The following is a 24997-nucleotide window of genomic DNA, read 5'->3' as shown; positions in this document are numbered from 1 at the left end:
TTCCCTTGCCACATGGTTTAAAGGAGGTTTTTGATTTGGGATTAACTCCAATGATGCAGCAATATTTAGATGCTAAAGAAGGATGTAAGGATTGCATACTTTTTTTTAGGTTAGGTGATTTTTATGAAATGTTTTTTCAAGATGCAGAAATAGCTTCTAAAGAATTAGAACTTGTACTTACAGGTAGAGATTGTGGATTAGAAAAGAGAGCGCCAATGTGCGGAATACCTTACCATGCTGCTAATAGTTATATAAGTAGATTAATAAACAAAGGTTATAAAGTAGCCATTTGTGAGCAATTAGAGGATCCATCACAAGCTAAGGGAATTGTTAAAAGGGGTATTATAAAGGTAATTACACCAGGTACATATACAGATGCCTCTTTTCTAGAAGATAATAAAAATAACTATATAATGACTTTATATTTGGAAAAAGAAAAAAATATATGTGCTTTATGCTTTGCAGATATATCTACAGGCGAATTTAATTGTACAGATATGAAATTCAACCTAGCAACTTTGCTGGATGAAATTTCTAAATATTCTCCTAAAGAAATATTAATACAAGAGGATTTAGATGAAAAAATACAAAACGATATAAAAGAAAGATTTAGTGCATCATTTACAAGTCTTTCTCAAGATTTTTTCACCTTAAATGCAAAAGAGCTATTAAGTAAACAATTTAGTGGATTTAAAGAAGAAGATTATAATGAAGTTTTAGTTAAATGTTCAAGTGGTCTTTTAAAGTATGTTGTTGAAACTCAAAAAACTCAATTATCTCATATTAATTGTTTTAACTATTATAATGTAGTAGATTATATGGCAATAGATATAAATTCTAGAAGAAACTTAGAATTAACTGAAACTTTAAGGGATAAAAGCAAAAAAGGATCTCTTTTATGGGTAATGGATAGAACTAATACCGCTATGGGCGGAAGGCAACTTAGAAAATGGATAGAACAACCTTTGATAAATAAAAGTGCAATAAAACTTAGAATTGATTCCGTAGAAGAATTATTAAATAATTTAACTATTCATGAAGATTTAAAAGAAGCTTTAAAAGAAATTTATGATATAGAAAGATTAGTTGGAAAAATATCTTCTAAAAATGTCAATGCAAAGGAATTGATATCCCTTAAAGGTTCAATTAAAAAAATACCAATTATTAAAAAAGTACTTTCAAATTTTAAAACTACTCTTTTACATAATATGAGTATTAAATTAGATGAATTGCAGGATATATATGAAATATTAGATAAGGCTATAATAGATAATCCTTCTATATCTTTAAAGGAAGGTAATCTTATAAAAGAAGGTTATAATGAAGAAGTTGATGAATTAAAATTAGCTAAAGCACATGGCAAGGATTGGATTGCTTCTCTTGAAAACAGTGAAAGAGAAATTACAGGTATTAAATCCCTAAAAGTTGGATACAACAAAGTTTTCGGATACTATATTGAAGTAACTAAAACTAATTTAAGTTCTATTCCAGAAGGAAGGTATATAAGAAAACAAACTTTAGCTAATGCGGAAAGATATATAACTCCTAGTCTTAAAGAAATGGAAGATAAAATACTTGGATCAGAAGAAAAGCTTATTAATTTGGAATATGACATTTTTATTGATGTAAGAGATAAAATAGAAAAGCAAGTAGGCAGAATGCAGGAAACTGCAAAAATTATATCTGAAATAGATTGTTTAAGTTCGCTTTCTACTATAGCTTTAGAGAACAACTATTGTAAACCAGAAATCAACAGTAAGGAAGATATTTATATTGAAGAGGGAAGACATCCTGTAGTAGAAAAAATGATACCTTCAGGAAGCTTTATATCAAATGATACTGTTATAAATACTTCTGATGAACAGCTCTTAATCATAACAGGTCCTAATATGGCAGGAAAATCTACTTATATGAGGCAAGTAGCATTGATTGTGATTATGGCTCAAATAGGAAGTTTTGTTCCTGCTAAAAAGGCAGTAATATCAGTTTGTGATAAAATATTTACAAGAATAGGCGCTTCTGATGATCTAGCTGCAGGTAAAAGTACTTTTATGGTTGAAATGTGGGAAGTATCAAATATATTAAAAAATGCTACAAATAAAAGTTTAATATTATTAGATGAGGTAGGAAGAGGAACCAGTACTTATGATGGTCTTAGTATAGCTTGGTCTGTAATAGAATATATTTGTAACAACAAAAAGCTTAAATGCAAAACATTGTTTGCTACCCATTACCATGAGCTTACTAAATTGGAAGACATTTTATCAGGGGTTAAAAACTATTCTGTATCAGTAAAAGAAATAGGTAGCGATATTGTGTTCTTGCGTAAAATTATAAAAGGCGGTGCTGATCAATCCTATGGCATAGAAGTAGCAAAGTTGGCAGGTCTTCCTGATGAAGTTATAGAGAGAGCTAAGGAAATACTAAAATCAATTGAAAATGAAAAAAGTAGTGATATAGATGTTCGTGAAATTATAGATAGCAATGTTGAAATAACTGAAAAAAATATATCAAAGTCTCAAAAAGAATACTATAGTATTAATGAAGATGTATCATCTGATGAAAAGTTAAAAAATGATAGTTTAGCCATTACAGAAGATAAAAGTGTGCCACTTCAAATGGGATTTTCTGATATAGAAAAAGAAAATTTAATAAAAGAAATAAGTTCTCTTGACGTATTAAGTATGACACCTATGGATGGATTTAATAAGCTTTATGATATAATAAAAAAAGCAAAGGATCTAAATTAAGTATTGTGAGATAAGGACACTTTAATAAATAAAATACTTTTTGAAATTAAAATATTAGAAATAAGTAACCAGTATTTAGTTACTTATTTTTAAGTTATATAGATTATGAAGGTGATATTTTGAAAAGAGTAAATGTACTAGATTTAGAAACATCTAATAAAATAGCAGCAGGAGAAGTAGTTGAAAGACCTTTTTCAGTAGTAAAAGAGTTAGTTGAAAATAGTATAGATTCAGGAGCTAAAAATATAACTGTAGAAACAACAGATGGTGGACAAAAAACTATTAAGGTTTTAGATGATGGAGAAGGTATTCATCCAGATGATATCGAAAAAGTTTTTATGCCACATGCTACAAGTAAAATAAAAAATATAGAAGATATTTATAACATAAATACTATGGGATTTAGAGGTGAGGCTTTAGCAAGTATTGCTTCTGTTTCAAATACTATTTTAAGAAGTAAAATAAAAGAATTTGATTTTGGAAAAGAAATTTCAATAACCGGAGGTAATATAAATCATATTGAAGATGCAGCCTGCAATTTAGGAACTACCATAGAAGTTAATGATATATTTTTTAATGTTCCTGCTAGGCAAAAGTTTTTAAAGTCTTCAAGTAGGGAATCTGCCTATATAACAGATATATTAAATAGATTAGCTTTAGCTCATAGTGACATTTCTTTTAAACTCATTAATAATGGTAAAAAAGTACTTACTACTTATGGAACAGGAAACTTAGTAGACACTATAAGGTGTGTATACGGAAAATCTACATGTGATAATATAATAAATTTTGAGAGACATACGGATATAATGTCTATATACGGATATATTGGTAATTCTGAAATAAGCAGAGGAAGTAGAAATAATGAAAGTATATTTGTAAATAAAAGGTATATAAAAAATAAACTAATAACTGCAGCAGTGGAGAATGCATTTAAATCCTTTTTGATGATAAATAAGTATCCTTTTTTTGTATTATTTCTAGACATATTTCCTGAATACATAGATGTAAATGTTCATCCTACTAAATCCGAAATAAAATTTAGGGATGATAGGGAAATTTTCAAAATTACCTTTGATACTGTACATAAGGCATTAAGAGATAGTCTTAAGGACTCCTTCAATATATTCCCCGAGGAAATTAATAATGATTTATCTTCTGTGCCAGATGACAATAATGCTAAAGGGGGACTATTAAAAGATAAAGTAGAAAATAAAAAAGAACTAATACAGCTTCCTATAGATTTAAAATCAAAACATGAAGATACTTATAATATCGAAAGGTCTAATTGTTATAAAGATTATGGAGAAAAACATCCGATAGAACGTAATGAAGATTTTCAATTATGCAAAGAAAATAGTGAATTATTAAAAATAGATAAGACTTATAGTAAAGAGAATGTCTGCAGCCAAATTGAAGTTAATCCTATTAAAGTTGAACCTAAATTTCCAAAGCTAAATATAATAGGCCAATTTCATAGTACATACATATTAGCTCAATATATGGATACGCTGTATCTTATAGATCAACATGCTGCTCATGAAAAAATACTATTTGAACAATATAAAAAAAGTATTAAGGAAAATAATATAGTAGCTCAAATTTTAATAACTCCTGTAATTATTGAATTGTATCATGAAGATTTTATGTATTATGCAGATAATAAAGAAACTTTTTCTAAAGTAGGTTTTAATATAGAAGTTTTTGGCGATAATACAATAAGTATAAGAGAGGTACCTTTAGTATTAGGTAAGCCTGATATAAAAAATTTGTTTACGGATATATTGGAAAATCTTAAAAATATGGGCTCTGGTGAAACTTGGGAAGTAAAATATAATGCTATAGCTAAACTTGCCTGCAAAGCAGCAATAAAGGCTAATGATAATTTATCTAATATAGAAATGGATGCTTTAGTAGAAGAGTTAAGATTTATTAATGATCCATTTAATTGTCCCCATGGCAGACCTACTATAATAAAAATTACTCTAAACGAACTAGAAAAAAAATTCAAAAGAATACAGTAAACTATTTAGAAATTTAAAGCTTTTTATATAAATTTGTTAGCAAGATAACATCCAAGGGAAAAGGGGGATTTTATGAAAGATTTATTTATACTGGCAGGGCCTACTGCTGTAGGAAAAACTGATATATCTATAAAACTTGCGCAAAGATTAAATGGAGAAGTAATATCTGCAGATTCTATGCAGATATATAAATACATGGATATAGGTTCTGCAAAAGTTACAAAAGAAGAAATGCAAAATATACCTCACCATCTTATAGATATAATAGAACCTAATATAAATTTTAATGTTTCTGAATACAAAAAGATGGTTGAAGAAAAAATAGATTATATAAGCAGTAAAAATAAATTGCCTATGTTAGTGGGAGGTACTGGATTATATATTAATTCCTTGATTTACAATTATGATTTCACTGAAGCATCTACAGATTATGAATATAGAAACTACCTTCATCATTTAGCAGAAACAGAAGGAAAAGAATATGTACATAGCTTACTTAAAGAAGTAGATATTGAATCTTTTAATAGATTATATCCTAATGATTTAAAAAGAGTTGTAAGAGCACTTGAGGTTTATAAACTTACGGGTAAAACTATAAGTGAGTTTAATTTGGAAAATGATATTTATGATATACCTTATAATGTTTATTACTTTGTACTTACTATGGATAGAGAAAAGCTTTATGAAAGAATAAACAAAAGGGTAGACATAATGCTTGAAAATGGACTGATAGAAGAAGTTAAAAAGTTAAAAGCTATGGGATATTCATCTGATATGCAGTCAATGAAAGGTATAGGTTATAAAGAAATTTTATATTATCTAGATAATAAAATTTCTTTAGATGAAGCTATTTACTCTATAAAAAAGGGTAGTAGAAACTATGCTAAAAGGCAGCTTACTTGGTTCAGAAAAGATAAAAGAGCTATATGGATAGACAAAGATAAGTTTGAGAAAGAAGATGAAATTGTAGATAATATAATTGACATTTTTACATCATTAAAGAAATTATAATAATTAAAAGGAATTTATAATAATTTATAGAATATATAAATTAAAACTTTCAACGGAGGGTGTGGATAATATGAGTAAAACAGCCAGCAATTTACAAGATATATTTTTAAATGGCGCAAGAAAAAATAGAACTGCAGTTACTATACATTTAACTAATGGTTTTCAGCTCAAAGGTAATGTTAAAGGATTTGATAGCTTTACAGTCGTTCTTGATAGTGAAGGTAAGCAGATGATGATATACAAACATGCTATATCTACTATTACTCCTGCTAAAACTATTTTATTTAACAATATTCCTTGTGAAGAAACTCAACAAGAAAAGTAAGAAATAGGCAGATTATTGCCTATTTTTTTTTTATATGATATTATAAAACATGTGTTAAAAGGAACCAGTAACTAGTAATCATCAATGAATTATATTTAGTTGGAATATTGCTGTAGGTAACTATCAGGTGAATTGATTACTAATTTCTAATCTTTACATTCAAGTAACCTTGTTATTAATTGAGGTTGCTTTATACATAAAAATTTAAAGGAGTTTGGTAAAATGATAGAACTAACAAAACAAAAGTTAAAGCAGTATTATGGTATAAGTGATAAAGTCCTTGAACTTTATGAACAAACCATAAATGATATAAAAGATGAATTTTTAAAGTATGATGAAATAAGAGAGTATAATCAATTAAAAGTTTTAAATGCGCTGCAGCAGGAAAGAATAAGCGAATCTCATTTCACTAATTCTTCAGGATATGGATATGGAGACATAGGAAGAGATTCTTTAGATAAAGTTTATGCTAGAATATTCAACTGTGAAAGTGCATTAGTAAGACCTCATTTTGTGAATGGTACTCATGCATTAGGAGCTGCTTTATTTGGAAACTTAAGACCTAATGACACTATGATGTGCATATGTGGTACTCCATATGATACATTACATAATATTATAGGAATAAGCGGAAAAGAAAATATAGGATCTTTAAAGGATTTTGGAGTAAATTATAAACAGGTAGATTTAACTTCTGAAGGTAAATTTAATTATGATAAGATCAAAAATGAATTAGAAAATGATCCTAAAATAAAATTAATACATATACAAAGATCTACTGGATATGGCTGGAGAAAAGCTTTATTGGTATCAGAAATTAAAGAAATAATAGATTTTGTAAAAAACATTAAACCAGAAGTGATATGTTTTGTAGATAATTGTTATGGTGAGTTCATAGACATAAAAGAACCTACAGATGTAGGAGCTGATTTAATCGCAGGCTCACTTATTAAAAATATAGGGGGAGGGATAGCTCCAACAGGAGGTTACATAGCAGGAAAAGAAGAATATGTTACTCAAGCTTCTTATAGATTAACCATACCTGGAATAGGTGGAGAATGTGGTTCTACTTTTGGTGTTATGAGACTCTTATATGAAGGATTATTTCTGGCACCACATGTAGCTATGGAAGCAGTAAAGGGAGCTCTTTTCTGTGCGAGGATAATGGAGCTTTCTGGATTTGAAGTACTTCCATACTATACAGATAAGAGAAGTGATATAATACAAGCTATAAAATTTAATGATAAAGAAAAATTAATAAATTTCTGTAAAGGCATTCAGCAAGGATCACCTATAGATTCTTTTGTACAATGTGAACCATGGGATATGCCAGGCTATGAAGATCAGGTAATAATGGCAGCAGGTGCCTTTGTTCAAGGATCATCTATTGAATTATCAGCAGATGCACCAATAAGGGAACCATACATAGCATATCTTCAGGGTGGTCTTACTTTTGATCATGCTAAAATAGGCATATTAATTGCTCTTTCTAAGATAATTTAATATTACAATTTAAACTGTTAGTTAGGTTATACAAATTGGGTATACATTGATTATATAACTTAGAGCTGCAGAGCTTATATTAAAAGTTATAGTAAAGCTGCAGGAAAATATTTAACTAATGCTGAAATTATAACAATTAGTAATATAATGAAATAACTTAATTAAAAGATAGTACTTCTTAGCATAAGAGGTACTATCTTTATTGATTTGAAATGCAATGAAACTTTTATATATTTAGAATAATTAGTTTAGTAGTTTCTGTAAAGTCCTACTAATTTACCTAGCACCTGACAATCAGGTACGATTATTGGCTTCATAGTTTTGTTTTCCGGTTGAAGCCTTATATGATCTTTTTCTTTGAAGAACCTTTTAAGAGTGGCTTCGTTATCTATTAAAGCAGCAATAATATCACCATTTTCAGCAGCATTAGTTTTTTCAATTATGCAAAAATCACCATTTAATATTCCAGCATCAATCATACTTTCGCCACTAACCTTTAACATAAAAAGCTCTTTATTACTTTTTACGTAATCTACAGGCAAAGGGAAGGTGTCTTCTATGTTTTCTACTGCTAAAATAGGCATACCAGCAGTAATAGTGCCTATTATAGGAACATTTATCATTTCTTTTCTATTCAAAGAATTTTCTATGACTTCTATAGTTCTAGGCTTAGTAGCGTCTCTTTTTATGAGACCTTTTTTTTCTAATCTTTCAAGATGTCCATGAACTGTAGATGTAGAACTTAATCCTACAGCTGCACATATTTCCCTTACAGAAGGGGGATATCCTTTTTCTTTAATTTGATCCTTTATAAATTCGTAAATTTCCATCTGTTTATTACTTTTACGTCCGGCCATAAAAACACCCCTTTAACTTAGATATTTTAGAGAAACTAATTTTCCAAAAATACTTTAATTAACTTGAATTATACCATATTTAAATACAATTATCAAACTTGTGTTCTGTGAAAGGGTCGCTTTAGTTGTATAATTTTATAATAAATGGGATATAATTAATTTAGTATAGGATAAAATTCCCGATTATAGTAATATTGAATAAAAATAACTTGGAATTTAATTTAGATTGTGTATAATAGTATTTAGGCTTTAAATTATTAAATGTAGAATCTAAGATATTATACTAAAAAGGGAAGGAATTAGCTGATGAATAAAAAGTGTATATTTAATTCTAATAAAGACTGTATTAACTGCGGTGACTGCAATAAATGTGATTTAAATTCTAATAAGAAGTGCAATAACTGTGGTAAGTGTCTTGAATTAGAAGGTTATGATATGAAAGCAATAAAAATCGATGAAATAATGGAAGAAAAAAATGACACAGAAGTGTTTGAAAATGATAATTGTTATCAAGTACTTAATGATGAAAAAGAATCTGTTTCTTCATGTGGAGAACAGTCAGAATGCCAGAGTAACAATGATGATAAAATAGAATTTATAGATGATATAGATGGTTTAAGAGAGATTATTGAGGACGAAGGAGTATTTAAGGACTTAACCTATGAAGAGTTTCCTGGTTTTATAAGATTTAAGACTAATGAGAATAACTAGAAAGTTGCAAGAGGCTTGTGAAAAGGGACACAGCCTCTTGTTTTTTTAATTCTCGCTTTCTTCACTTAAAGGATTTAATTTAACGGCATCTCTTAATTTTTCATCATCAACGTGAGTGTAAATTTGAGTTGTGGATACATTTTCATGGCCTAATATTTTTTGGAGACTTCTTATATCTACGTTTCCGTATTTATACATAAGCGTTGCGGCTGTGTGTCTCAGTTTATGAGGGGTATATTTTTCTGAATCCAATTTTGCATTAACTAAATGCTTTTTCAACATAATTTCTACAGTTCTTTTGCTTATTCTAGTATGATTTTTGCTTATAAAAAGGGCATCTTTATCGATTATTTTATCTAAATTCTCATTACGAACCTTTAAATAATTATCCAAAGCTTTCACACATGCATTATTTAAATAAACTGTCCTCTCTTTATTACCTTTACCTATAACAGTTAAAATATCTCCTTTTATATTAGGAATATCAATGCCGCAGAGCTCAGAAAGTCTAAGACCACAATTTAAAAAGAAAGTTATTATACAATAATCTCTTTCCTTGTTCCTGCCAGATATGGCGTTTAAAAGAGATTTACTTTCATCTAAAGTGAGATATGTCGGGTTTCTTTTGCTTATTTTAGGAGATTCTAAATCTATAGCGGGGTTTTCAACTATAATTTTAGCTTTACCATTTAGAAATTTAAAAAATGATTTTAATGTAGCAACTTTTCTAGCTCTAGCATAAGCACTATTTTCTCTATATTTTTCTGTGAACGATAAAAATGCGTAAAGATCTGCTAAAGTTATTTGCTGTAAAACAGCATTACTTATATCACCTATAGGTATTTCTTCAAAATCAAGGCTTTCATCATTGAATAATCCTTTATAAATTTTTAAAAATCTAAAAAACATAGTTAAATCGATTTTATAACCTTTTATGGTATTTTGAGATTTTCCTTTTATTGTTTCTAAGTAATTTAAAAAATCTATTAAACTTTGGGGTAGATTATTACTTCTTATTGATGCAATATCGTATTTCATAATGCTAAATTCCTTTCACTTCTTCTGATATTTCTGTAATTACATTTTTTAAGGCATCTTTATTATTACTTAATTTTATAAGTTTATAGCACTTATGCCTATTGATTTTTTCTTTGTGCAATTGAGAATGCGTTTCAATTAAAAATTTACTAACTTGAGTGTCTTTGAATACAATTACAGGAATATCTGTTTTGCAATCCGAGATTCCGTGATGGGTTATACCAATTACAATTTCGTATCCGTTGAGCTCTTCTTTTAAAAGCTTGTCCAATTTATATATTATATCATTTTGCGTAAGCGAGCCAGAAGAATGTGAATTATTTATACCTTTTTTTATAAAGTTGTAATCTCTTTTGGTTACAGCTATTTTTTGAGCTTGTTTTTGGGTTCTGTTTAATCCTAATTCTTTTAGCCATATTTGTACCGTTCTAGAGCCAATACCGTATATATTAGCTATATCTGTAGTGCTAATGTTTCTTTTTACTATTAAAATATACAAATCCTTTATTATGTATTCATAGCCTCTGCGAACATCTAAAGATTCATAATTGCTATATATTTTTTGCAATTCTAGTTCATCATTAGGGTTCAGATCAGTAGATAATAATTTTTTAATATGTTCATCATATTGAAAATGCTTGTATTTAAACGTTATGGTTCTACCTCTATTCATAAAAACCTCCTAAATCTATGTTAAGCCTTGATTCTATTATACTATATAGCTTCGCATTATTCAATACGCGAAGTTTAATAAATGTATATTTAGCGCATATAATATTTTGAGCGATGTTAAGAAGAGTATTATTATATAATACAATAGGTATTATATAAGGTATTAAACTTAATTTAAAAGAACCGGTCATTAATAATAATTATCCAGAACCATAATTGAAACATATAATGACAAAAATAATATCAGTATGATAGAGAAAGCTTTAAGCAATAATTAAATTATAACATAATATCGGAAAATAACTTAAAATCAAATTGATGTATATTTTTGTAATAAATTATACTGTTTATATATGCATGAATTTCAACTGAGAATATTATCAATAACAGATAGGGGAACAGAAATGAATCGTTTTTATTCAAAGCGTATTACAAGAATGTTGATAGTTATTAATTTGATATATTTCCACAAACTGGTGATAAGTGTGTGAATTCATTTTTCTATTGTATTTTCTACTTTTTTCATTTCTAAAAAAGTTTGTTACATATATCATCAATAAGTTTCATTTTATTTAAAAAAGCAAAAAATAAAAAGCTTCAAATGCATCATAACTAGATTTGAAACTTTTTAAAATTTATTTTTTTAACACAATCAGTTGGAAAAATATTAAATAAAATGAAAAATGAGTTATATAATTATATAGGTAATTATCATCATGTTTTAATTAGAAAATAAATAGGATCAGCTTTTGCTGATCCTAAAACATAGATCCGTTCCATCCCCAATCCTGCACTTCTGTAAAAGTTATGTAAACGCTATCCCTTGAAATAGAAAGTTCGTTTTCAAACAACTCACATATTTTTAAATTAATAATTTCTTTATATTTTCTTTCAGCAGTTCCAAAGATTTTAATTTCTACAAAGGCTGCTTTATCCTTTTTATTCCCTCTAAAGTAAAGAGAATAATTATCATTAAATCCTACCATTAACCACTCTTCACTTTTCCCTGGAATTTCACTAATTATTTCACCTAACTTTGTTTTTATACTTTCTTTCTTTTCTTCAGATAGCTTTAATGTTAAAGTCGAATTTATATATGGCATTAAAATCCACTCCTTATATGTAATGTGTATTTTTTATATTATTAAAATTGCATCTTATAGCAAAAGCAGCGCACAAATCTTAAAAAACATTTCTATTGTAACTTTACTGTTTTAAAGCAATCTCTTATAAATTTTATAGAAATAAGTTTAACATATTATTAGAACGATCTCAAATTTTAATCTTTATCTAAAGATGATAATCTAAATATGGAACCAGTTCCAAATTTGTTTTTTATATTATCGAGAGCTTTATCTAGAGATCTATTTTTTTCTAAACTTTTTTCGTAATTTTCATCATCAAATAAACTTAATTGTTTTATCCCCTCCTTACATAAGTCTCCTAAAGTAACTCCTATAAGCCTAATAGGTTCACCCTTCCAAAGAGTATCAAAAAGTTCAAAGCTATATTCTACTATCTCATCTGTGCAGTCTGTAGCAGGAGTTACCTTTTTTTGTTTTGAATATACTTCAAAACTACTATTTTTTATAGAAACAGCTATAACACTACATAAAAATTTATTACTTCTAAGTTTCATAGTTATGTTTTCACACAAAGAAAGTATAATTTTATGGGCAGCTTCCCTATTTGTAACATCATAAGTCAAAGTAGTAGAATTGCTTATACTTTTTGCAGAGTTTCTATTTATAGATTCTAGTTTTGAATTATCTATACCATTTGCATAATTCCATAAAAGCTCTCCATAACTTTTAAATTTATACTTTAAAAAGCTTAAATCATAATTAGCTAAATCCCCGATAGTGTAGATATTTATAGAATTAAGCTTAGGCAGTGTAGCTCTTCCTACCATAAATAAATCTTCTACAGGCAGAGGCCACATTTTATCTTTTATTTCTTCAGGAAAAAGTGTGTGGATTTTATCAGGTTTTTCAAAATCTGAGGCCATTTTTGCCAAAAGTTTGTTATTTGATATACCTATATTCACTGTAAAACCTAACTCTTTTTTTATTCTATCTTTAATAATGTGAGCTAGGTTAATATAATCTTTCTCCCCTGTTAGGTCTAAAAAACATTCATCTATAGAAAATTTTTGAATATCAGGTGTATACTCTTTTAAAAGATTAAACATAGATTTACTATATTTAGAGTAAATAGTAAATAACGGAGGAACTACTAGAATATTGGTACATTTTCTTTTAGCCTTTGCGATAGGTTCTCCGGTTTTTATACCGTATTTTTTTGCAGAAATAGATTTTGCTAGTACTATTCCATGCCTTTTAGTTTCATCTCCTCCTATTATGGAAGGTATTTCTCTTAAATCTACTTTTTCTCCCTGGCTTAATTTATATACTGCACTCCATGAAAGAAAAGCAGAATTTACATCTATATGAAACACAATTCTATCGGTCATCTATAAATCCCCTTTTAAAAATCAGTTAATTTTCATCAATTCCATTATATACGAACATAAGTTTTAAGTAAAGTATTGCTAAAAATAATTTAATGTTAAATATTTTTTTCATTTATTTAGTATACATAATATTTATTACGAATACTAATCAATCAAATAAATCCTATCCTCACTAAAAAAACTCTTATTGAGATCTAGATCTCATTTTCATCAAAAAATAATACTAACATAGATAAAAAACTGTACCCGTTTTATTCTTATAAAAATTAGGCGATTTTACGATTACATATGAGTTTTAAAAGAACTTATCCAGTGACGTATCAGTGTTGTTATCTTCCGCCTTAAAGAGAATGATAGCCATCGCATAAAATTAGAACTTAGAAAAAATAACACACTTATAGTTAAATAGACTCGGAAGAAATATAGATATGATTAAAAAAGAATGGTGGACAAACGGCTCAGACATTATCGATGCTTGTCCACCATTCTTTTTTTAAAGTCCTGTAAGCGGTCGTTACTACAAATCTATACGGGTAATCAGTAAGTTTTTACTACTGTGCAGAAAAACGTTGTTATACTCCCAATAAGTATAAAGCAATTATTTATGATATACTATTCTTGTACCTATATACACATTATCTGCATTGAAAACTACTTCAGCTTTATACCAATTCTGATAAGTTCCCATGTTTACAGCATACCTTCCTGATGTGTTATTTTCTTGATCATTTAGCATACCAATTCTATTATTATTTTTGTCATAAAGAAGGATTGCAGTAGTATAAGAATGTTTTTTTGAATCACTAGGATAATACTCTACTAAAACATTAGGAGCATTATATGTTGCATTAATATTATAAGATGTTGCAGCATAATTTGGTGTATAAATAGTACTCGAAGTAATTTTTTTATCTACCTGTAAAGTTTTAGCATTAACATTAGTTATTGCAATATTGGATATTAATAATGCTCCACATAAAGTTGCTGTTAAAAATTTCATTTTTTTGCTCATTTCCAAGTCCCCTTTCTTTTGAAAAAATGTAATTTAATAAAATAATTTTACATCATTTGTATTAAAATTGAAAATTGTATTTATGTTCATTAATCATCTTAATACTCCTAATTTTACCGCTACATTTTAATAACACTTCATTAATCTTGTTTTCTTACTATATATTACATTTAATTAAAAATATGGTTAAATAGTTATTCGAGCTATTATTATATTACTCTTTTTCTAAATTTTTATCTTTTTTACTCTCATTTTTTTTGATTTTATCTTCTTTATTTGAATTAGCATTTTCAGCATCTGCTGGCTTTTTTTCATCCTCTTTAATATTAGAGTTTCCATTTAATTTCTTAGATTTATCATTTTCTTCAGTTGATTTTTCATCCACACTATTCCTTTGGATAGTTTCCTCATTATTATTCACATCATTTTTATTATCAATCAAACCATTATTCACACTACTTTTTTCATTTGATTTAATAGGCTCCTTTGTTTTTTTATCTGCATCATTATAATTTTTATCACTGTTTGTTTTATTAAAAATTGTAGTTCCATTTCTATCTATTACTAAATTTAGTTTTCCCTTATCTATTTCCTTCTTAAATTCAGATAAATTAACATCTTTCTTCCCTTTTATATCTAAAGTAATAGTTTTAATGCCCTTCATATAATCTTCATTTAAAAACTTATCTTTTTTACCTTTTTCTAAAATTGCTATAAGAGCTTTATTAACAGAATTATTTTTTATATTTATCTCTTTTAAAATCTTATCTCCATCTTTATTTAATGCCTTTGCGTCTATTACTTTACCCCATCTGTTCAATTTAAGTTCTACATTGGGATTGTCTGTATTAAGTACTACTGTAGAAACTGGCATATAATAGGCATAAGCTGATCCGCCTGATAAAATTATAAGAAATATTAAACAGGCCGCGATATATTTAGAAAAGTCATTATTGAATATGCTATTCTTAGCTAATATACCTTCGTACTCTTCTCCAACACTTGGAGTCGTTTTTTTCTTATCTATGCACACACTTGTAAATTCTCCGTCCTGCGTAATTATAGAAACATTTCTATTTTCAATAGAAATAACTATACCCTTTCTACTTTTCATTATCTTCACCTACTTTTATATTTAAATAAGAAGTTATATAATAATAACTTTCATTGGATATAATTACAATCAAACTTAAAATATATTTTCTCCACTGATCTATAAGTTTTCTGCTGCATCCTGTAATGATGCAAATTTGTTTTACAGGGAGCCTTCTATGTTTATGAATATAGTCTAATATGGAATAATCCTTTGAACAGGAAAATGAAACATTTAACAGCTTGTCCTTTGTATCTTTGTGGCAGGGAGAATTTTTTACTAAATCCTTAAAACTTATATTATATTTTTTTAATTCTTCGGAAAGAACTTTTATTTCTTCGCACCTTTTCATATTTTCTTGTTTAATGTCGTATTCCGAAAGTGAATTTTTAAAAAAAGCATTCTCTAATTCATCATTCTCCTCACCAAAGGACAGAAGATATTTATTTGAATTCTTTCTAAAATAATCTATAAGAGCATTTTTTATAATAACTTTTGCATAACTAAAAAAATTCCCCCTAGTTTCCACATAGCTATTACAAGCATTATTAAAAGCTATAAGTGCTACACTTAGTTCATCATCATTTTCCCATTGAAGCCTTTTCTTACATATTGAAAAAGTAACATTATAAATAAATTTTTTATTCTCCTCTATAAAGGTGTCTCTATTTTTAATTAAATTTTCTTGTAAACTCATTTGGTTAACCACCTCATATATCTATACGAATTATTTTTTTAATTTAAAGGGGTTCTTAATATAAATTTACATTAATATTTAATAAAATCAACTGGAAAGTATTTCTGAATACTTTTTTATACATTACCCCCTAAAAATAATAAATCCCATACGTAAATATTTATGAAAAACATTTTAGGAGGAATTATACATGAAAAAATTAATATTATTTATCACTGCTGCAACAATTACATTAGGTAGTAAAGCTGCTGTTTTTGCACAAAATGACAATATTACATTTAAAGACAAAGCAGGGATTACTCCTGACAACCAAATAATATATCCTATAGATAAATATATGGATAATTTAAGAATAAAACTGTCTTCTAATAGTAGCAAAGCTGATGTACTGATCAATGTAGCAGAAGAAAGATTAGGCGAAAGTGAAAAAATGAGTGATGATTACAAGGAGGATCTTTCTATTAAGGCTATCAATGAATATACTACTGACATGGATAAAGCTTTAGAAATTATAAAATCATCTATTGAGGATAGTACTTCAGATGAATCTAATTCTTATAAATTTAAGAAATTACAAGATACTATAAATGAAAGTGAAAAAAACTCAATAGAAGTATTGAATAAAATTCAAAATAAACTTTCTAATAGTTCTAATGCGAAAGAAACAATAACTAAAGTTATAGAAATGCAGCAGAAGAAAAAAGAAGCTTTATCTGAAATAGCTAAACAGAGGGTTGCATTAATAGATAGTAAAAAAGCTGTAAATGATGCTAAAAAACAATTAGAGACTTTAAAGAATTCTGGAAATGAAGAAGCTGTAAAAAATGCTGAAAACTTATTGAAAGAAAAAGAGCAAGCTTTAAGTGTACAAAAGGAACAATTTAAACAGGCTCTTAAAGATAAGAAAGGTGAGTTAAAAGGTTTGGTTGGCGAAGTAAAAAAACAAGTAAAGAATGAAAATAAAAAAGATAAAAGTGAAGAATCAAATGAAGTTGTTAACCCAATTAGCAAGGATGAAAGCAATACTACAGATTCTCAAAATACGAGTGTTTCTCCTGCTTCAACGTCAATGGAAACTAAGACTATTGATACTTCATCTAAAGATGATATAAGTAATGTAAAAGTCAATGCAGTTAGTGAAACTGATAAAATTGTACAAAACAAACAATCTTTTACTAGTGAAAATAATAAAAATATAGAGGATAAACAAAATAAAAGCCACAAAAAAGATAAAGGTACTCCTAAAGAAGATAAATAAAACTAATAAAAGAAGACCAAAGTTATATTGGTCTTCTTTTATTAATTAGTATAGATATGTTTAAACTTCACTAATCTCATGAACACATATAATTTTATGACATCTTATTAATAGATATACTTTTTAATGACTTTTTTATATCTTCTAAAGTTTTGTTTATACTACTTTCTACACCTGCAGTTATAACACCTTCAACTAAAGCAGCATCCACAATTTCAACTTTTTCTTTCATATTATCTGGAAGAAAATCTATAGCCATTTCTGCATTCATAAAGGAGCTTCCAAGATCAAATAAAATTATTACTCCATCTTCAGAATAAACTTCTTTTATGGCATTACTTATTTTTTCAATATCAGTACCTACTCTACCATCTGATGTTCCACCTGCCGCAGCCATAGGTACCTCTTCAGCCATTTGCAAAGCAAGTTCTTTTACTCCTTCAGCAATTTTTTCACTATGAGATACTATTACAATACCAACCATTTTTTATCTCCTTACTATATATCTTATAGATATTCTACATATTAAATAGCTATGTTTTAAAATATCCTTTTACTATAAAATAGATATTGCTGTTTACAATACAACAAATACTTTTGTACTTATTTGCAGCTCACTATTAATAATATTATAAACTTTATTTCTTTACTTTTATACCATCATGCTTATAATTTAAATTTTTATTATTTTTCAGAAAGATTTTTTACATATTCATATATAGTATTTAACATTAAATAACTTGATGTAGCACCTGGATCCTGATGACCTATGCTTCTTTCACCTAGATAACTAGCACGACCTTTTTTTGCTATAATTTCTTTAGTATGCAACACTCCATTATAAGCTGAATCTTTAGCTTTTCCTAAAGCTGTAACATCATCTATATTTAAGGATATAGATTCATTTAATGATTCAATAGCAGGAACAATGGCATCTACCATAGTTTTATCCTCTAATTCAGCTTTACCTCTCATTTTTATTCCATCTAAAGCAGCATTCATAATATTTAAAAAATCATTTAGGTTTATAGTTTTTGCATCTTTAACTTCTATAGCAGCTTTCATAAAGGCTGTACCATAGAGTGGACCAGAAGCCCCTCCTACATTAGACACTAGTAGCATACCTGTTTTCTTTAATAAATCTCCTATAGTAGTATCGTCATCCTCTTTGATTTTATCACTAACTGCTAAAAATCCTTTCTCCATATTTATTCCATGGTCTCCATCCCCTATAGCTGCATCTAATTCTGAAAGGAATGCTTTATTCTTACACATGACTTCAGTTATTTTATTTAATATTTCAATTACTTGTGCTGTATTAATACTCATTACTTTAAATCTCCTCTTTAATTATATGATGTATATTATACACTGTTTAATCTTATTTACTTAAATGTACTATTTTATACACTTTAAAGCTGGTGTGTTTGCTGGTTCATCTAATAAAGTTTTTAATTCATCATCTAATTTTAATATTGTTACTGAATAACCTGCCATTTCAAGAGATGTCATAAATTCTCCCACAAAAGTTTTATGAATCTTTATTCCCATATCCTGCAACATTTCATTAACCTTTTTATTTACAATATATAATTCCATTAAAGGTGTGGAGCATAAGCCATTTACCATAACAGCTACTTCTTCACCTTTTTGGATTTTAGTATCTTTTAATATTTTATTAACTAGATGTTCAGTTATTTCACCAGCAGTTTTTATAGTTTGTCTATGAGTTCCTGGTTCACCATGAATACCCATTCCTATTTCAATTTCATCTTCTCCTAAAGTAAAGTTTGGTTTTCCAGCGGCAGGCACAATACAAGAACTTAGTGCCATTCCCATACTGCCTACATTACTTATTACCTTTTCTGCAACTCTCTTTACTTCTTCAAGTGAAGCACCTTGTTCTGCTTTAGCTCCTGCAATTTTGTGAACAAATACAGTTCCAGCAATACCTCTTCTTCCTGCTGTATAAGTACTATTTTCTACTGCTACATCATCATTTACAACTACAGATTCTACTTTTATTCCATCCATATCTGCTAAATCTTTTGCCATATCAAAATTCATTACATCACCGCTATAGTTCTTTATTACAAGTAAAACTCCAGCTCCACCATCTACTGCTTTAATTGCCTCATATACTTGATCTGGAGTGGGTGAAGTAAATACTGCTCCTGCTACAGCGGCATCTAACATACCAAATCCTACATATCCGCCATGAGATGGTTCATGTCCGCTTCCCCCACCGCTTACAATAGCTACCTTTCCTTTTATAGGTGAATTTTTTCTAACTATTACATTAGCATTTTCTAGTTTTTTAATATACTCAGGATGAGCTGACACCATTCCACTTAACATGTCCTCTACAACATTATCTGGATTATTAATTATTTTTTTCATATATAATCCCCCTTTTAATTAACTTATTTATTGATTTGAAATTTTCATAATTTACTTTTTATTTTATCACATTTTATTAGGAAATACTGAATAATATTTCATCATTTAGAAAAAAATATAATATAAAATAAATTTTAGTCTTTTTATAAGACTAATTAATGCTAGAAGTATATTTACTTAATTATACTTCTAGTTAAAGTCAAGGGGTGTTTAATTTGAAAATTGGTATACCAAAAGGGTTGTTATATTGCAAATACCATCCATTTATAAATACTTTTTTTACAGAGCTGGGAGCAGAGGTTGTAACCTCCCCTGAAACAAATAAAGATATTCTAAATATGGGAGTAAAATATTCTGTAGACGAAGCTTGTTTGCCTATTAAAATTTTTCACGGACATACAGCGTATTTAAAAAGTAAATGTGATATTATGCTTATACCTCGTATAATGTGCCTTAATAAAGATGAATATATTTGTCCTAAATTTTGTGGACTTCCAGAGCTGATATTAAATGATATCCCCAATATGCCTAAATGCATAACTTACCCTATTTATGCATTTTCCTACAATTCATTTAGAAAGTATATTTTTAAAGTAGGAATGTGTATTACTAAAAATTACTTTAAAATACAAAAAGCTTATAAGAAAGCTATGCAGGTTCAAATTCAATATAAAAAAGGCATAAAAAATCATGGATTTAAATTGAATGTAGCCCTAGTAGGACATCCGTACAATATTTATGATAAATTTGCAAATATGGATTTAATTAAAAAGTTAAATAAGCTAGGAATAGGCGTAGTAACAGAAGATTTTATAGAAAAAAATGAAATTAACAATCAAATTAAAAACTTGTTTAAAAAACCTTTTTGGACTTTCACAAAAAATTCTTATGGATTCTCAAGATATATGGCAGTTAATAAAAAAGTTGATGGAGTAATATACATTTCATCTTTTGCCTGTGGAATAGATTCTGTAACCATAGAATTAATAAAAAGCGAGCTGTGTAATTTTCCATTTTTAATACTTAAAATAGATGAGCAAACTGGTGAAGCAGGTTTTTATACTCGTTTAGAAGCCTTTGCCGATATGCTTGAAAGAAGGTGTACTTAATGAAAGTTACTTTTCCTCATTTAGGAAATTCATGTTTCGCGGTAAAAGCAATATTTGATGGACTTAAAATAGATTATGTAATTCCACCTTTTAGTAACAAAGAAGCTTTAGAAATAGGTTCAATGTATTCTCCAGAAGAAATATGTCTCCCATTTAAAATAATGATGGGTAATTATATTCAAGCTATTAAAAATGGAGCAGATACTATATTATCTGTAGGAAGCTGCGGCCCCTGCAGATTTGGAGAATATTCAGAGCTTCAAATAAATATATTAAAAAAATTAGGTTATAATTTAAATTTTATAGTCTTAGATAAACCAAACTCCATAGGATTTAAAGAATTTATAAATAGGATTAATAAAATTTCTTCAGAAAGTTCTATAAAAACTAAAGAAAAGCTTAGTATACTTTATAAAGCTTATAAAATCATAAATTTGATAGATAATATTGAATCATATACTAAATTAATTGCAGGTTATGAAATTAATAAAGGAACCTGCAGCAAAGTTTTAAATAAGTGTAAGAGAGAAGCTTTTAACTGCAATAGCCCTGAGGCTATGCTTAATCACTTTAAAAAATATAGCACAATTATAAAAAATATTAATATAGACAAAAATAAAAATCCGCTTAGTGTAGCTATAATTGGAGAAATTTACACTATAATAGAACCCTTTTCAAATTTATATATAGAAGATAAACTTATGGATTATGGTGTATCAAGCATCAGGTATCTTTCCCCAAGTTGGTGGATTAAAAATACCCTATTAAGTATATTTAAAATAAATTCATTAGATATAAGAAAACTATCAAAAAAATATATTCCGATGCCTATTGGAGGATACGCAAAAGAATGTATTGGTGAAGCTTTACTTTCACACAAAAAAGGATGTGACGGTGCTATTCAAATAATGCCTATGGGATGCATGCCAGAAATTGTTTCAAAATCAATACTACCTAACATTTCTAGGGAGAAGGATCTTCCAATTATGACATTAGTAGTAGATGAGATGACTGGTGATGTAGGTTATTTAACTAGAATAGAAGCTTTTCTAGATTTATTAGAAAGGAGACGAGATAATGTATTATATGGGAGTTGATGTAGGCTCTGTGAGTACAGATATTGTAATTATAGATGAAAACATAAATGTAATAGAATCCATATACCTAAGAACTAAAGGCAGACCTATAAATGCAATTCAGGAAGGATTTAAAATTTTACAAAAAAAATATAATACTAAACAAATTAAAGGTGTAGGAACTACAGGTAGTGGAAGACACATCTGTTCTTTTCTGATTGGTGCAGATGTAATAAAAAATGAAATAACTACTCATGCTGTAGCTGCTTTGCATACAAATAAAAATGTAAGAACTATTATAGAAATTGGAGGGCAGGATTCAAAAATAATAACATTGAACAATGGTGTTGTAACTGATTTCGCGATGAATACAGTGTGTGCTGCAGGTACAGGATCTTTTTTAGATAGGCAAGCAGAAAGACTTGATATACCTATCGAAGAGTTTGGAAATTACTCTTTAAAATCTAAAAATCCTGTACGAATAGCTGGAAGATGTGCTGTATTTGCTGAATCAGACATGATACATAAACAGCAGCTTGGATACAGTGAATCAGATATTATAAGAGGACTTTGTGAAGCACTAGTTAGAAATTATCTTAATAACGTTGGAAAAGGTAAAGAAATACGATCTGAAATATTCTTTCAGGGTGGTGTTGCTGCAAACATAGGAATGAAAACAGCTTTTGAAAATTCATTAGGCTTAAAAGTTATAATTCCTCCAAATTTTAAAGTTATGGGAGCCATTGGTGCTGCAATCTTATCTAAAGAATTGATATTAAAAACAGGTTCTAAAACTCAATTTAAAGGATTTAATTTAGCTGATAAAACCTATAAATCTCAAAGCTTTGAATGTGCAGGATGTTCAAATAGATGTGAAGTAGTAAAAATTGAATCCACTGGAACTGTTTTGGGATGTTTTGGTGATAGATGTGGAAAATGGAGCAGTAACTTAGCTGGTTAAAATAATTAATTAAATAAATTTATAAATTTTAGTAAACTTTTTCTATTCCATGCATATGATATTAATGTAGTTAAGATTTTTGGAGGTATATATATGGCCAGCAAAAATGATAACCAAAATATCATGAAAGATGTGGATAATAAAAGCACTAATCAAAATATTGATGAAAATAACTTAAATAGGGATAATTCTGAACAAGAAGATTATTCTCAAGAAGTATCTTATTGTCCTTATGCTAATTATTGTTCAATGATGTTTGGAATTCCAATGATGCAACCTAGAGAAGAAGATGAAGATGATGATGAATTTGATTCTGATTTTAAAAATGGTTATAGGCATCACCACCGCAGACGATGTTGTTATCCTTGCTATCCATATTTCGGATGTTATCCATACTATCAGTGCTATCCATATTATCAATGTTATCCATGCTATTGCTGCAGATAGATGCATTTTATGTAAATATTGTACATTAAAAAATATAACTGCACTTAAAAATTTGCAGTTATATTTTTTATAATTTAAAGATCTTAATTTATATTTAAAACAGGTAATATAACTTTTTTAAACATAAATACTTGATGATTAAAAAACTTTTATTTATTATTCTTCATATAGCTTTTATATTCTTTCAAAACTTTGTATAGAGCTGAGGATATAACAATAAGTACTATCACTACCACTATAATTGTACTTAAAATTGCTTTAAAAAGCATAAATAAACCTCCTGAATTATTACATATAACCAGATGGCATATTAATAACTACTTGTCAAAGTCATTTTATGTACAACTCATACTATTTGTTACTATGATAAGTATACATAATAATTGTTATTTTAATTGCTGCATCTTTTCCCAAAGGTCGGAATGTTTCTTTTTAAGATTAACTATTTTAAAATCTTTATCTATAAAAGTTTGAGTAGTCTTTCCCTTTGCTAAAAGTTTTCCATCGAACTCTCTTATAACTTTATAATTAAAAATAACTTTTACAGGCGTAATTTCTTCTATGTAAGTTTGAATTATAAGTTCATCTTCATATTTTGCTCCTTCATAATACTTGCAGTAAGTTTCAACTAAAGGCATCATAATTCCTGAAGCTTCCATAGCACTGTACTTAATACCTATTTTTTTAATAAAATCTCCCCTACCTAATTCAAACCATGGATAATAATTAGAATGATGAACAATTCCCATTTTATCTGTTTCTACATATCTTACAGTAAGCTTTGTTTCACACGTATACATTTTTATCTCTCCTATCGTTATATAAAGTGATTCTTAGATTCAGATAGATGTTTCCTTTATAAACAAATACCTCTCTCTTAAGTCTTAGAAGAACTTATTCAGGGTGTGCCAGCCATTATTACGGGTATGTTACGGATAGTACCCCTGGATAAAATTCCATACTCTTATATATTTATTCTACTATTATTACATACTTTGTCTATAGCATAAAACTTTATATAACTTAAAAGAACTTAACTACAATTTGAATTCTTTGTACAATTTCCAAGTGTTATTTTCCCATTTATATAGTGAAATATTATCAAAATAGTTTTCAAAGCTGCATTCATATTGGTTTACATATTCCCATATTTCTTTAAACTTATCCTTTATTCTTTTAGATACTATAGTGCAATGAAAAGTTTTATTTTTTCCTTCATTTGATTTAAATTCAATCCATGGTATTTTGGCCAGTTCATCTATAAGTTCGTCATGAATCTTTTTAGCTTCATAAGATAAATTTATATTCATATATACTACATCTTCTCTAAACTTTCCAAATCCTTCTACCTTAATAGGCGCTTTTTTCCTAACTTTTGAAAACTCATCTAAAACCTCAAGCATATCATCTATTTCCTCTGTTTCAAAAGGAGCTTTTATAGTAAAGTGTGCTGGAAGTTTTTGAGGTTTTTTATTAAACTTAGTACAAACATCATTTCTTATTTTTTCATGAAACTTTAGAATTTGGTCATCCAGTATACATACTAAAACATATCTATTCACAATTTTTCTCCCCTTAAA

24 protein-coding genes are annotated in these 24997 nt (G+C 27.9%); 11 read left to right on the top strand and 13 right to left on the bottom strand.

Annotation, left to right across the window (positions count from 1 at the left end; all coding sequences use genetic code 11):
- Positions 1 to 35 precede the first annotated feature (35 nt).
- From mutS to HBE96_RS08235, 5 genes are all read left to right on the top strand, one after another.
- On the top strand, positions 36 to 2750 hold the full coding sequence (mutS, locus tag HBE96_RS08255; RefSeq protein WP_169297286.1) for a DNA mismatch repair protein MutS: 2715 nt from the start codon (positions 36 to 38) through the stop codon (positions 2748 to 2750).
- 119 nt (positions 2751 to 2869) lie between these two features.
- On the top strand, positions 2870 to 4774 hold the full coding sequence (mutL, locus tag HBE96_RS08250; protein WP_169297285.1) for a DNA mismatch repair endonuclease MutL: 1905 nt from the start codon (positions 2870 to 2872) through the stop codon (positions 4772 to 4774).
- Between the two features lie 72 nt (positions 4775 to 4846).
- Entirely contained in the window at positions 4847 to 5785 is a 939-nt protein-coding gene (gene miaA, locus HBE96_RS08245; protein WP_169297284.1) for a tRNA (adenosine(37)-N6)-dimethylallyltransferase MiaA, read from the top strand.
- Between the two features lie 70 nt (positions 5786 to 5855).
- The gene (gene hfq / locus HBE96_RS08240) at positions 5856 to 6110 is read left to right on the top strand and encodes an RNA chaperone Hfq (protein ID WP_169297283.1); all 255 of its coding nucleotides are present in this window, start codon (positions 5856 to 5858) and stop codon (positions 6108 to 6110) included.
- Positions 6111 to 6332: 222 nt separating this feature from the next.
- Positions 6333 to 7613, top strand: a complete 1281-nt coding sequence (locus tag HBE96_RS08235; protein ID WP_169297282.1) for a methionine gamma-lyase family protein — start codon at positions 6333 to 6335, stop codon at positions 7611 to 7613.
- Between the two features lie 248 nt (positions 7614 to 7861).
- On the opposite strand, the gene lexA is transcribed toward HBE96_RS08235, so the two are convergent.
- A complete protein-coding gene (gene lexA, locus HBE96_RS08230; RefSeq protein WP_169297281.1) occupies positions 7862 to 8470 on the bottom strand; it encodes a transcriptional repressor LexA in 609 nt (202 codons plus the stop codon).
- A gap of 306 nt (positions 8471 to 8776) precedes the next feature.
- Between lexA and HBE96_RS08225 the strand changes: the two genes are divergently transcribed.
- On the top strand, positions 8777 to 9181 hold the full coding sequence (locus tag HBE96_RS08225) for a hypothetical protein (protein WP_169297280.1): 405 nt from the start codon (positions 8777 to 8779) through the stop codon (positions 9179 to 9181).
- 45 nt (positions 9182 to 9226) lie between these two features.
- Here the strand turns inward: HBE96_RS08225 and HBE96_RS08220 are convergent, their stop codons facing one another.
- The 7 genes from HBE96_RS08220 to HBE96_RS08190 form a co-directional block, all read right to left on the bottom strand.
- The gene (locus HBE96_RS08220; protein ID WP_169297279.1) at positions 9227 to 10219 is read right to left on the bottom strand and encodes a tyrosine recombinase XerC; all 993 of its coding nucleotides are present in this window, start codon (positions 10217 to 10219) and stop codon (positions 9227 to 9229) included.
- Between the two features lie 4 nt (positions 10220 to 10223).
- On the bottom strand, positions 10224 to 10892 hold the full coding sequence (locus HBE96_RS08215; protein WP_169297278.1) for a hypothetical protein: 669 nt from the start codon (positions 10890 to 10892) through the stop codon (positions 10224 to 10226).
- A 757-nt stretch (positions 10893 to 11649) separates the two neighbouring features.
- On the bottom strand, positions 11650 to 11994 hold the full coding sequence (locus HBE96_RS08210; protein WP_169297277.1) for a phenylpyruvate tautomerase MIF-related protein: 345 nt from the start codon (positions 11992 to 11994) through the stop codon (positions 11650 to 11652).
- A 176-nt stretch (positions 11995 to 12170) separates the two neighbouring features.
- A complete protein-coding gene (locus HBE96_RS08205) occupies positions 12171 to 13364 on the bottom strand; it encodes a Y-family DNA polymerase (protein WP_169297276.1) in 1194 nt (397 codons plus the stop codon).
- 598 nt (positions 13365 to 13962) lie between these two features.
- Positions 13963 to 14376 carry a hypothetical protein gene (locus HBE96_RS08200; RefSeq protein ID WP_169297275.1) on the bottom strand — a complete coding sequence of 138 codons (414 nt, stop codon included), beginning with the start codon at positions 14374 to 14376 and terminating at the stop codon, positions 13963 to 13965.
- A 214-nt stretch (positions 14377 to 14590) separates the two neighbouring features.
- Positions 14591 to 15490 (bottom strand): anti-sigma-I factor RsgI family protein, encoded by a 900-nt coding sequence (locus tag HBE96_RS08195; RefSeq protein ID WP_169297274.1) that lies wholly within the window; start codon positions 15488 to 15490, stop codon positions 14591 to 14593.
- A complete protein-coding gene (locus tag HBE96_RS08190) occupies positions 15480 to 16166 on the bottom strand; it encodes a sigma factor (protein ID WP_169297273.1) in 687 nt (228 codons plus the stop codon). The genes HBE96_RS08195 and HBE96_RS08190 overlap by 11 nt, the downstream gene beginning before the upstream one ends.
- A 190-nt stretch (positions 16167 to 16356) precedes the next feature.
- On the opposite strand from HBE96_RS08190, the gene HBE96_RS08185 reads away from it, so the two are divergent.
- Positions 16357 to 17424 (top strand): DUF5667 domain-containing protein, encoded by a 1068-nt coding sequence (locus tag HBE96_RS08185; RefSeq protein ID WP_169297272.1) that lies wholly within the window; start codon positions 16357 to 16359, stop codon positions 17422 to 17424.
- Positions 17425 to 17518: 94 nt separating this feature from the next.
- On the opposite strand, the gene dhaM is transcribed toward HBE96_RS08185, so the two are convergent.
- From dhaM to dhaK, 3 genes are all read right to left on the bottom strand, one after another.
- A complete protein-coding gene (gene dhaM / locus HBE96_RS08180; protein ID WP_169297271.1) occupies positions 17519 to 17908 on the bottom strand; it encodes a dihydroxyacetone kinase phosphoryl donor subunit DhaM in 390 nt (129 codons plus the stop codon).
- A gap of 200 nt (positions 17909 to 18108) precedes the next feature.
- Positions 18109 to 18753, bottom strand: a complete 645-nt coding sequence (gene dhaL / locus HBE96_RS08175; RefSeq protein WP_169297270.1) for a dihydroxyacetone kinase subunit DhaL — start codon at positions 18751 to 18753, stop codon at positions 18109 to 18111.
- Between the two features lie 69 nt (positions 18754 to 18822).
- Positions 18823 to 19824, bottom strand: a complete 1002-nt coding sequence (gene dhaK, locus HBE96_RS08170) for a dihydroxyacetone kinase subunit DhaK (protein ID WP_169297269.1) — start codon at positions 19822 to 19824, stop codon at positions 18823 to 18825.
- Positions 19825 to 20039: 215 nt separating this feature from the next.
- On the opposite strand from dhaK, the gene HBE96_RS08165 reads away from it, so the two are divergent.
- The 4 genes from HBE96_RS08165 (at position 20040) to HBE96_RS08150 (ending at position 23417) form a co-directional block, all read left to right on the top strand.
- Positions 20040 to 20933 (top strand): acyl-CoA dehydratase activase-related protein, encoded by an 894-nt coding sequence (locus tag HBE96_RS08165; protein WP_169297268.1) that lies wholly within the window; start codon positions 20040 to 20042, stop codon positions 20931 to 20933.
- Positions 20933 to 22030, top strand: coding sequence for a 2-hydroxyglutaryl-CoA dehydratase (locus HBE96_RS08160; RefSeq protein WP_169297267.1), 1098 nt, complete (start codon positions 20933 to 20935; stop codon positions 22028 to 22030). The genes HBE96_RS08165 and HBE96_RS08160 overlap by 1 nt, the downstream gene beginning before the upstream one ends.
- Entirely contained in the window at positions 22011 to 22970 is a 960-nt protein-coding gene (locus HBE96_RS08155; RefSeq protein ID WP_169297266.1) for an acyl-CoA dehydratase activase, read from the top strand. The genes HBE96_RS08160 and HBE96_RS08155 overlap by 20 nt, the downstream gene beginning before the upstream one ends.
- Before the next feature lie 93 nt (positions 22971 to 23063).
- Positions 23064 to 23417 carry a hypothetical protein gene (locus HBE96_RS08150; RefSeq protein WP_169297265.1) on the top strand — a complete coding sequence of 118 codons (354 nt, stop codon included), beginning with the start codon at positions 23064 to 23066 and terminating at the stop codon, positions 23415 to 23417.
- 386 nt (positions 23418 to 23803) lie between these two features.
- On the opposite strand, the gene HBE96_RS08145 is transcribed toward HBE96_RS08150, so the two are convergent.
- Positions 23804 to 24217: an acyl-CoA thioesterase gene (locus HBE96_RS08145; protein ID WP_169297264.1), complete on the bottom strand. Its 414-nt coding sequence runs from the start codon at positions 24215 to 24217 to the stop codon at positions 23804 to 23806.
- A gap of 237 nt (positions 24218 to 24454) precedes the next feature.
- Positions 24455 to 24979, bottom strand: coding sequence for a 2'-5' RNA ligase family protein (locus HBE96_RS08140; RefSeq protein ID WP_169297263.1), 525 nt, complete (start codon positions 24977 to 24979; stop codon positions 24455 to 24457).
- Between the last annotated feature and the right edge of the window lie 18 nt (positions 24980 to 24997).

It is taken from the genome of Clostridium muellerianum (assembly GCF_012926525.1).
Classification (GTDB): Bacteria; Bacillota; Clostridia; order Clostridiales; family Clostridiaceae; genus Clostridium_AM; species Clostridium_AM muellerianum.
Note: the sequence above shows the minus strand (reverse complement) of the source record. Positions and strands in the feature narration are given on the sequence as shown.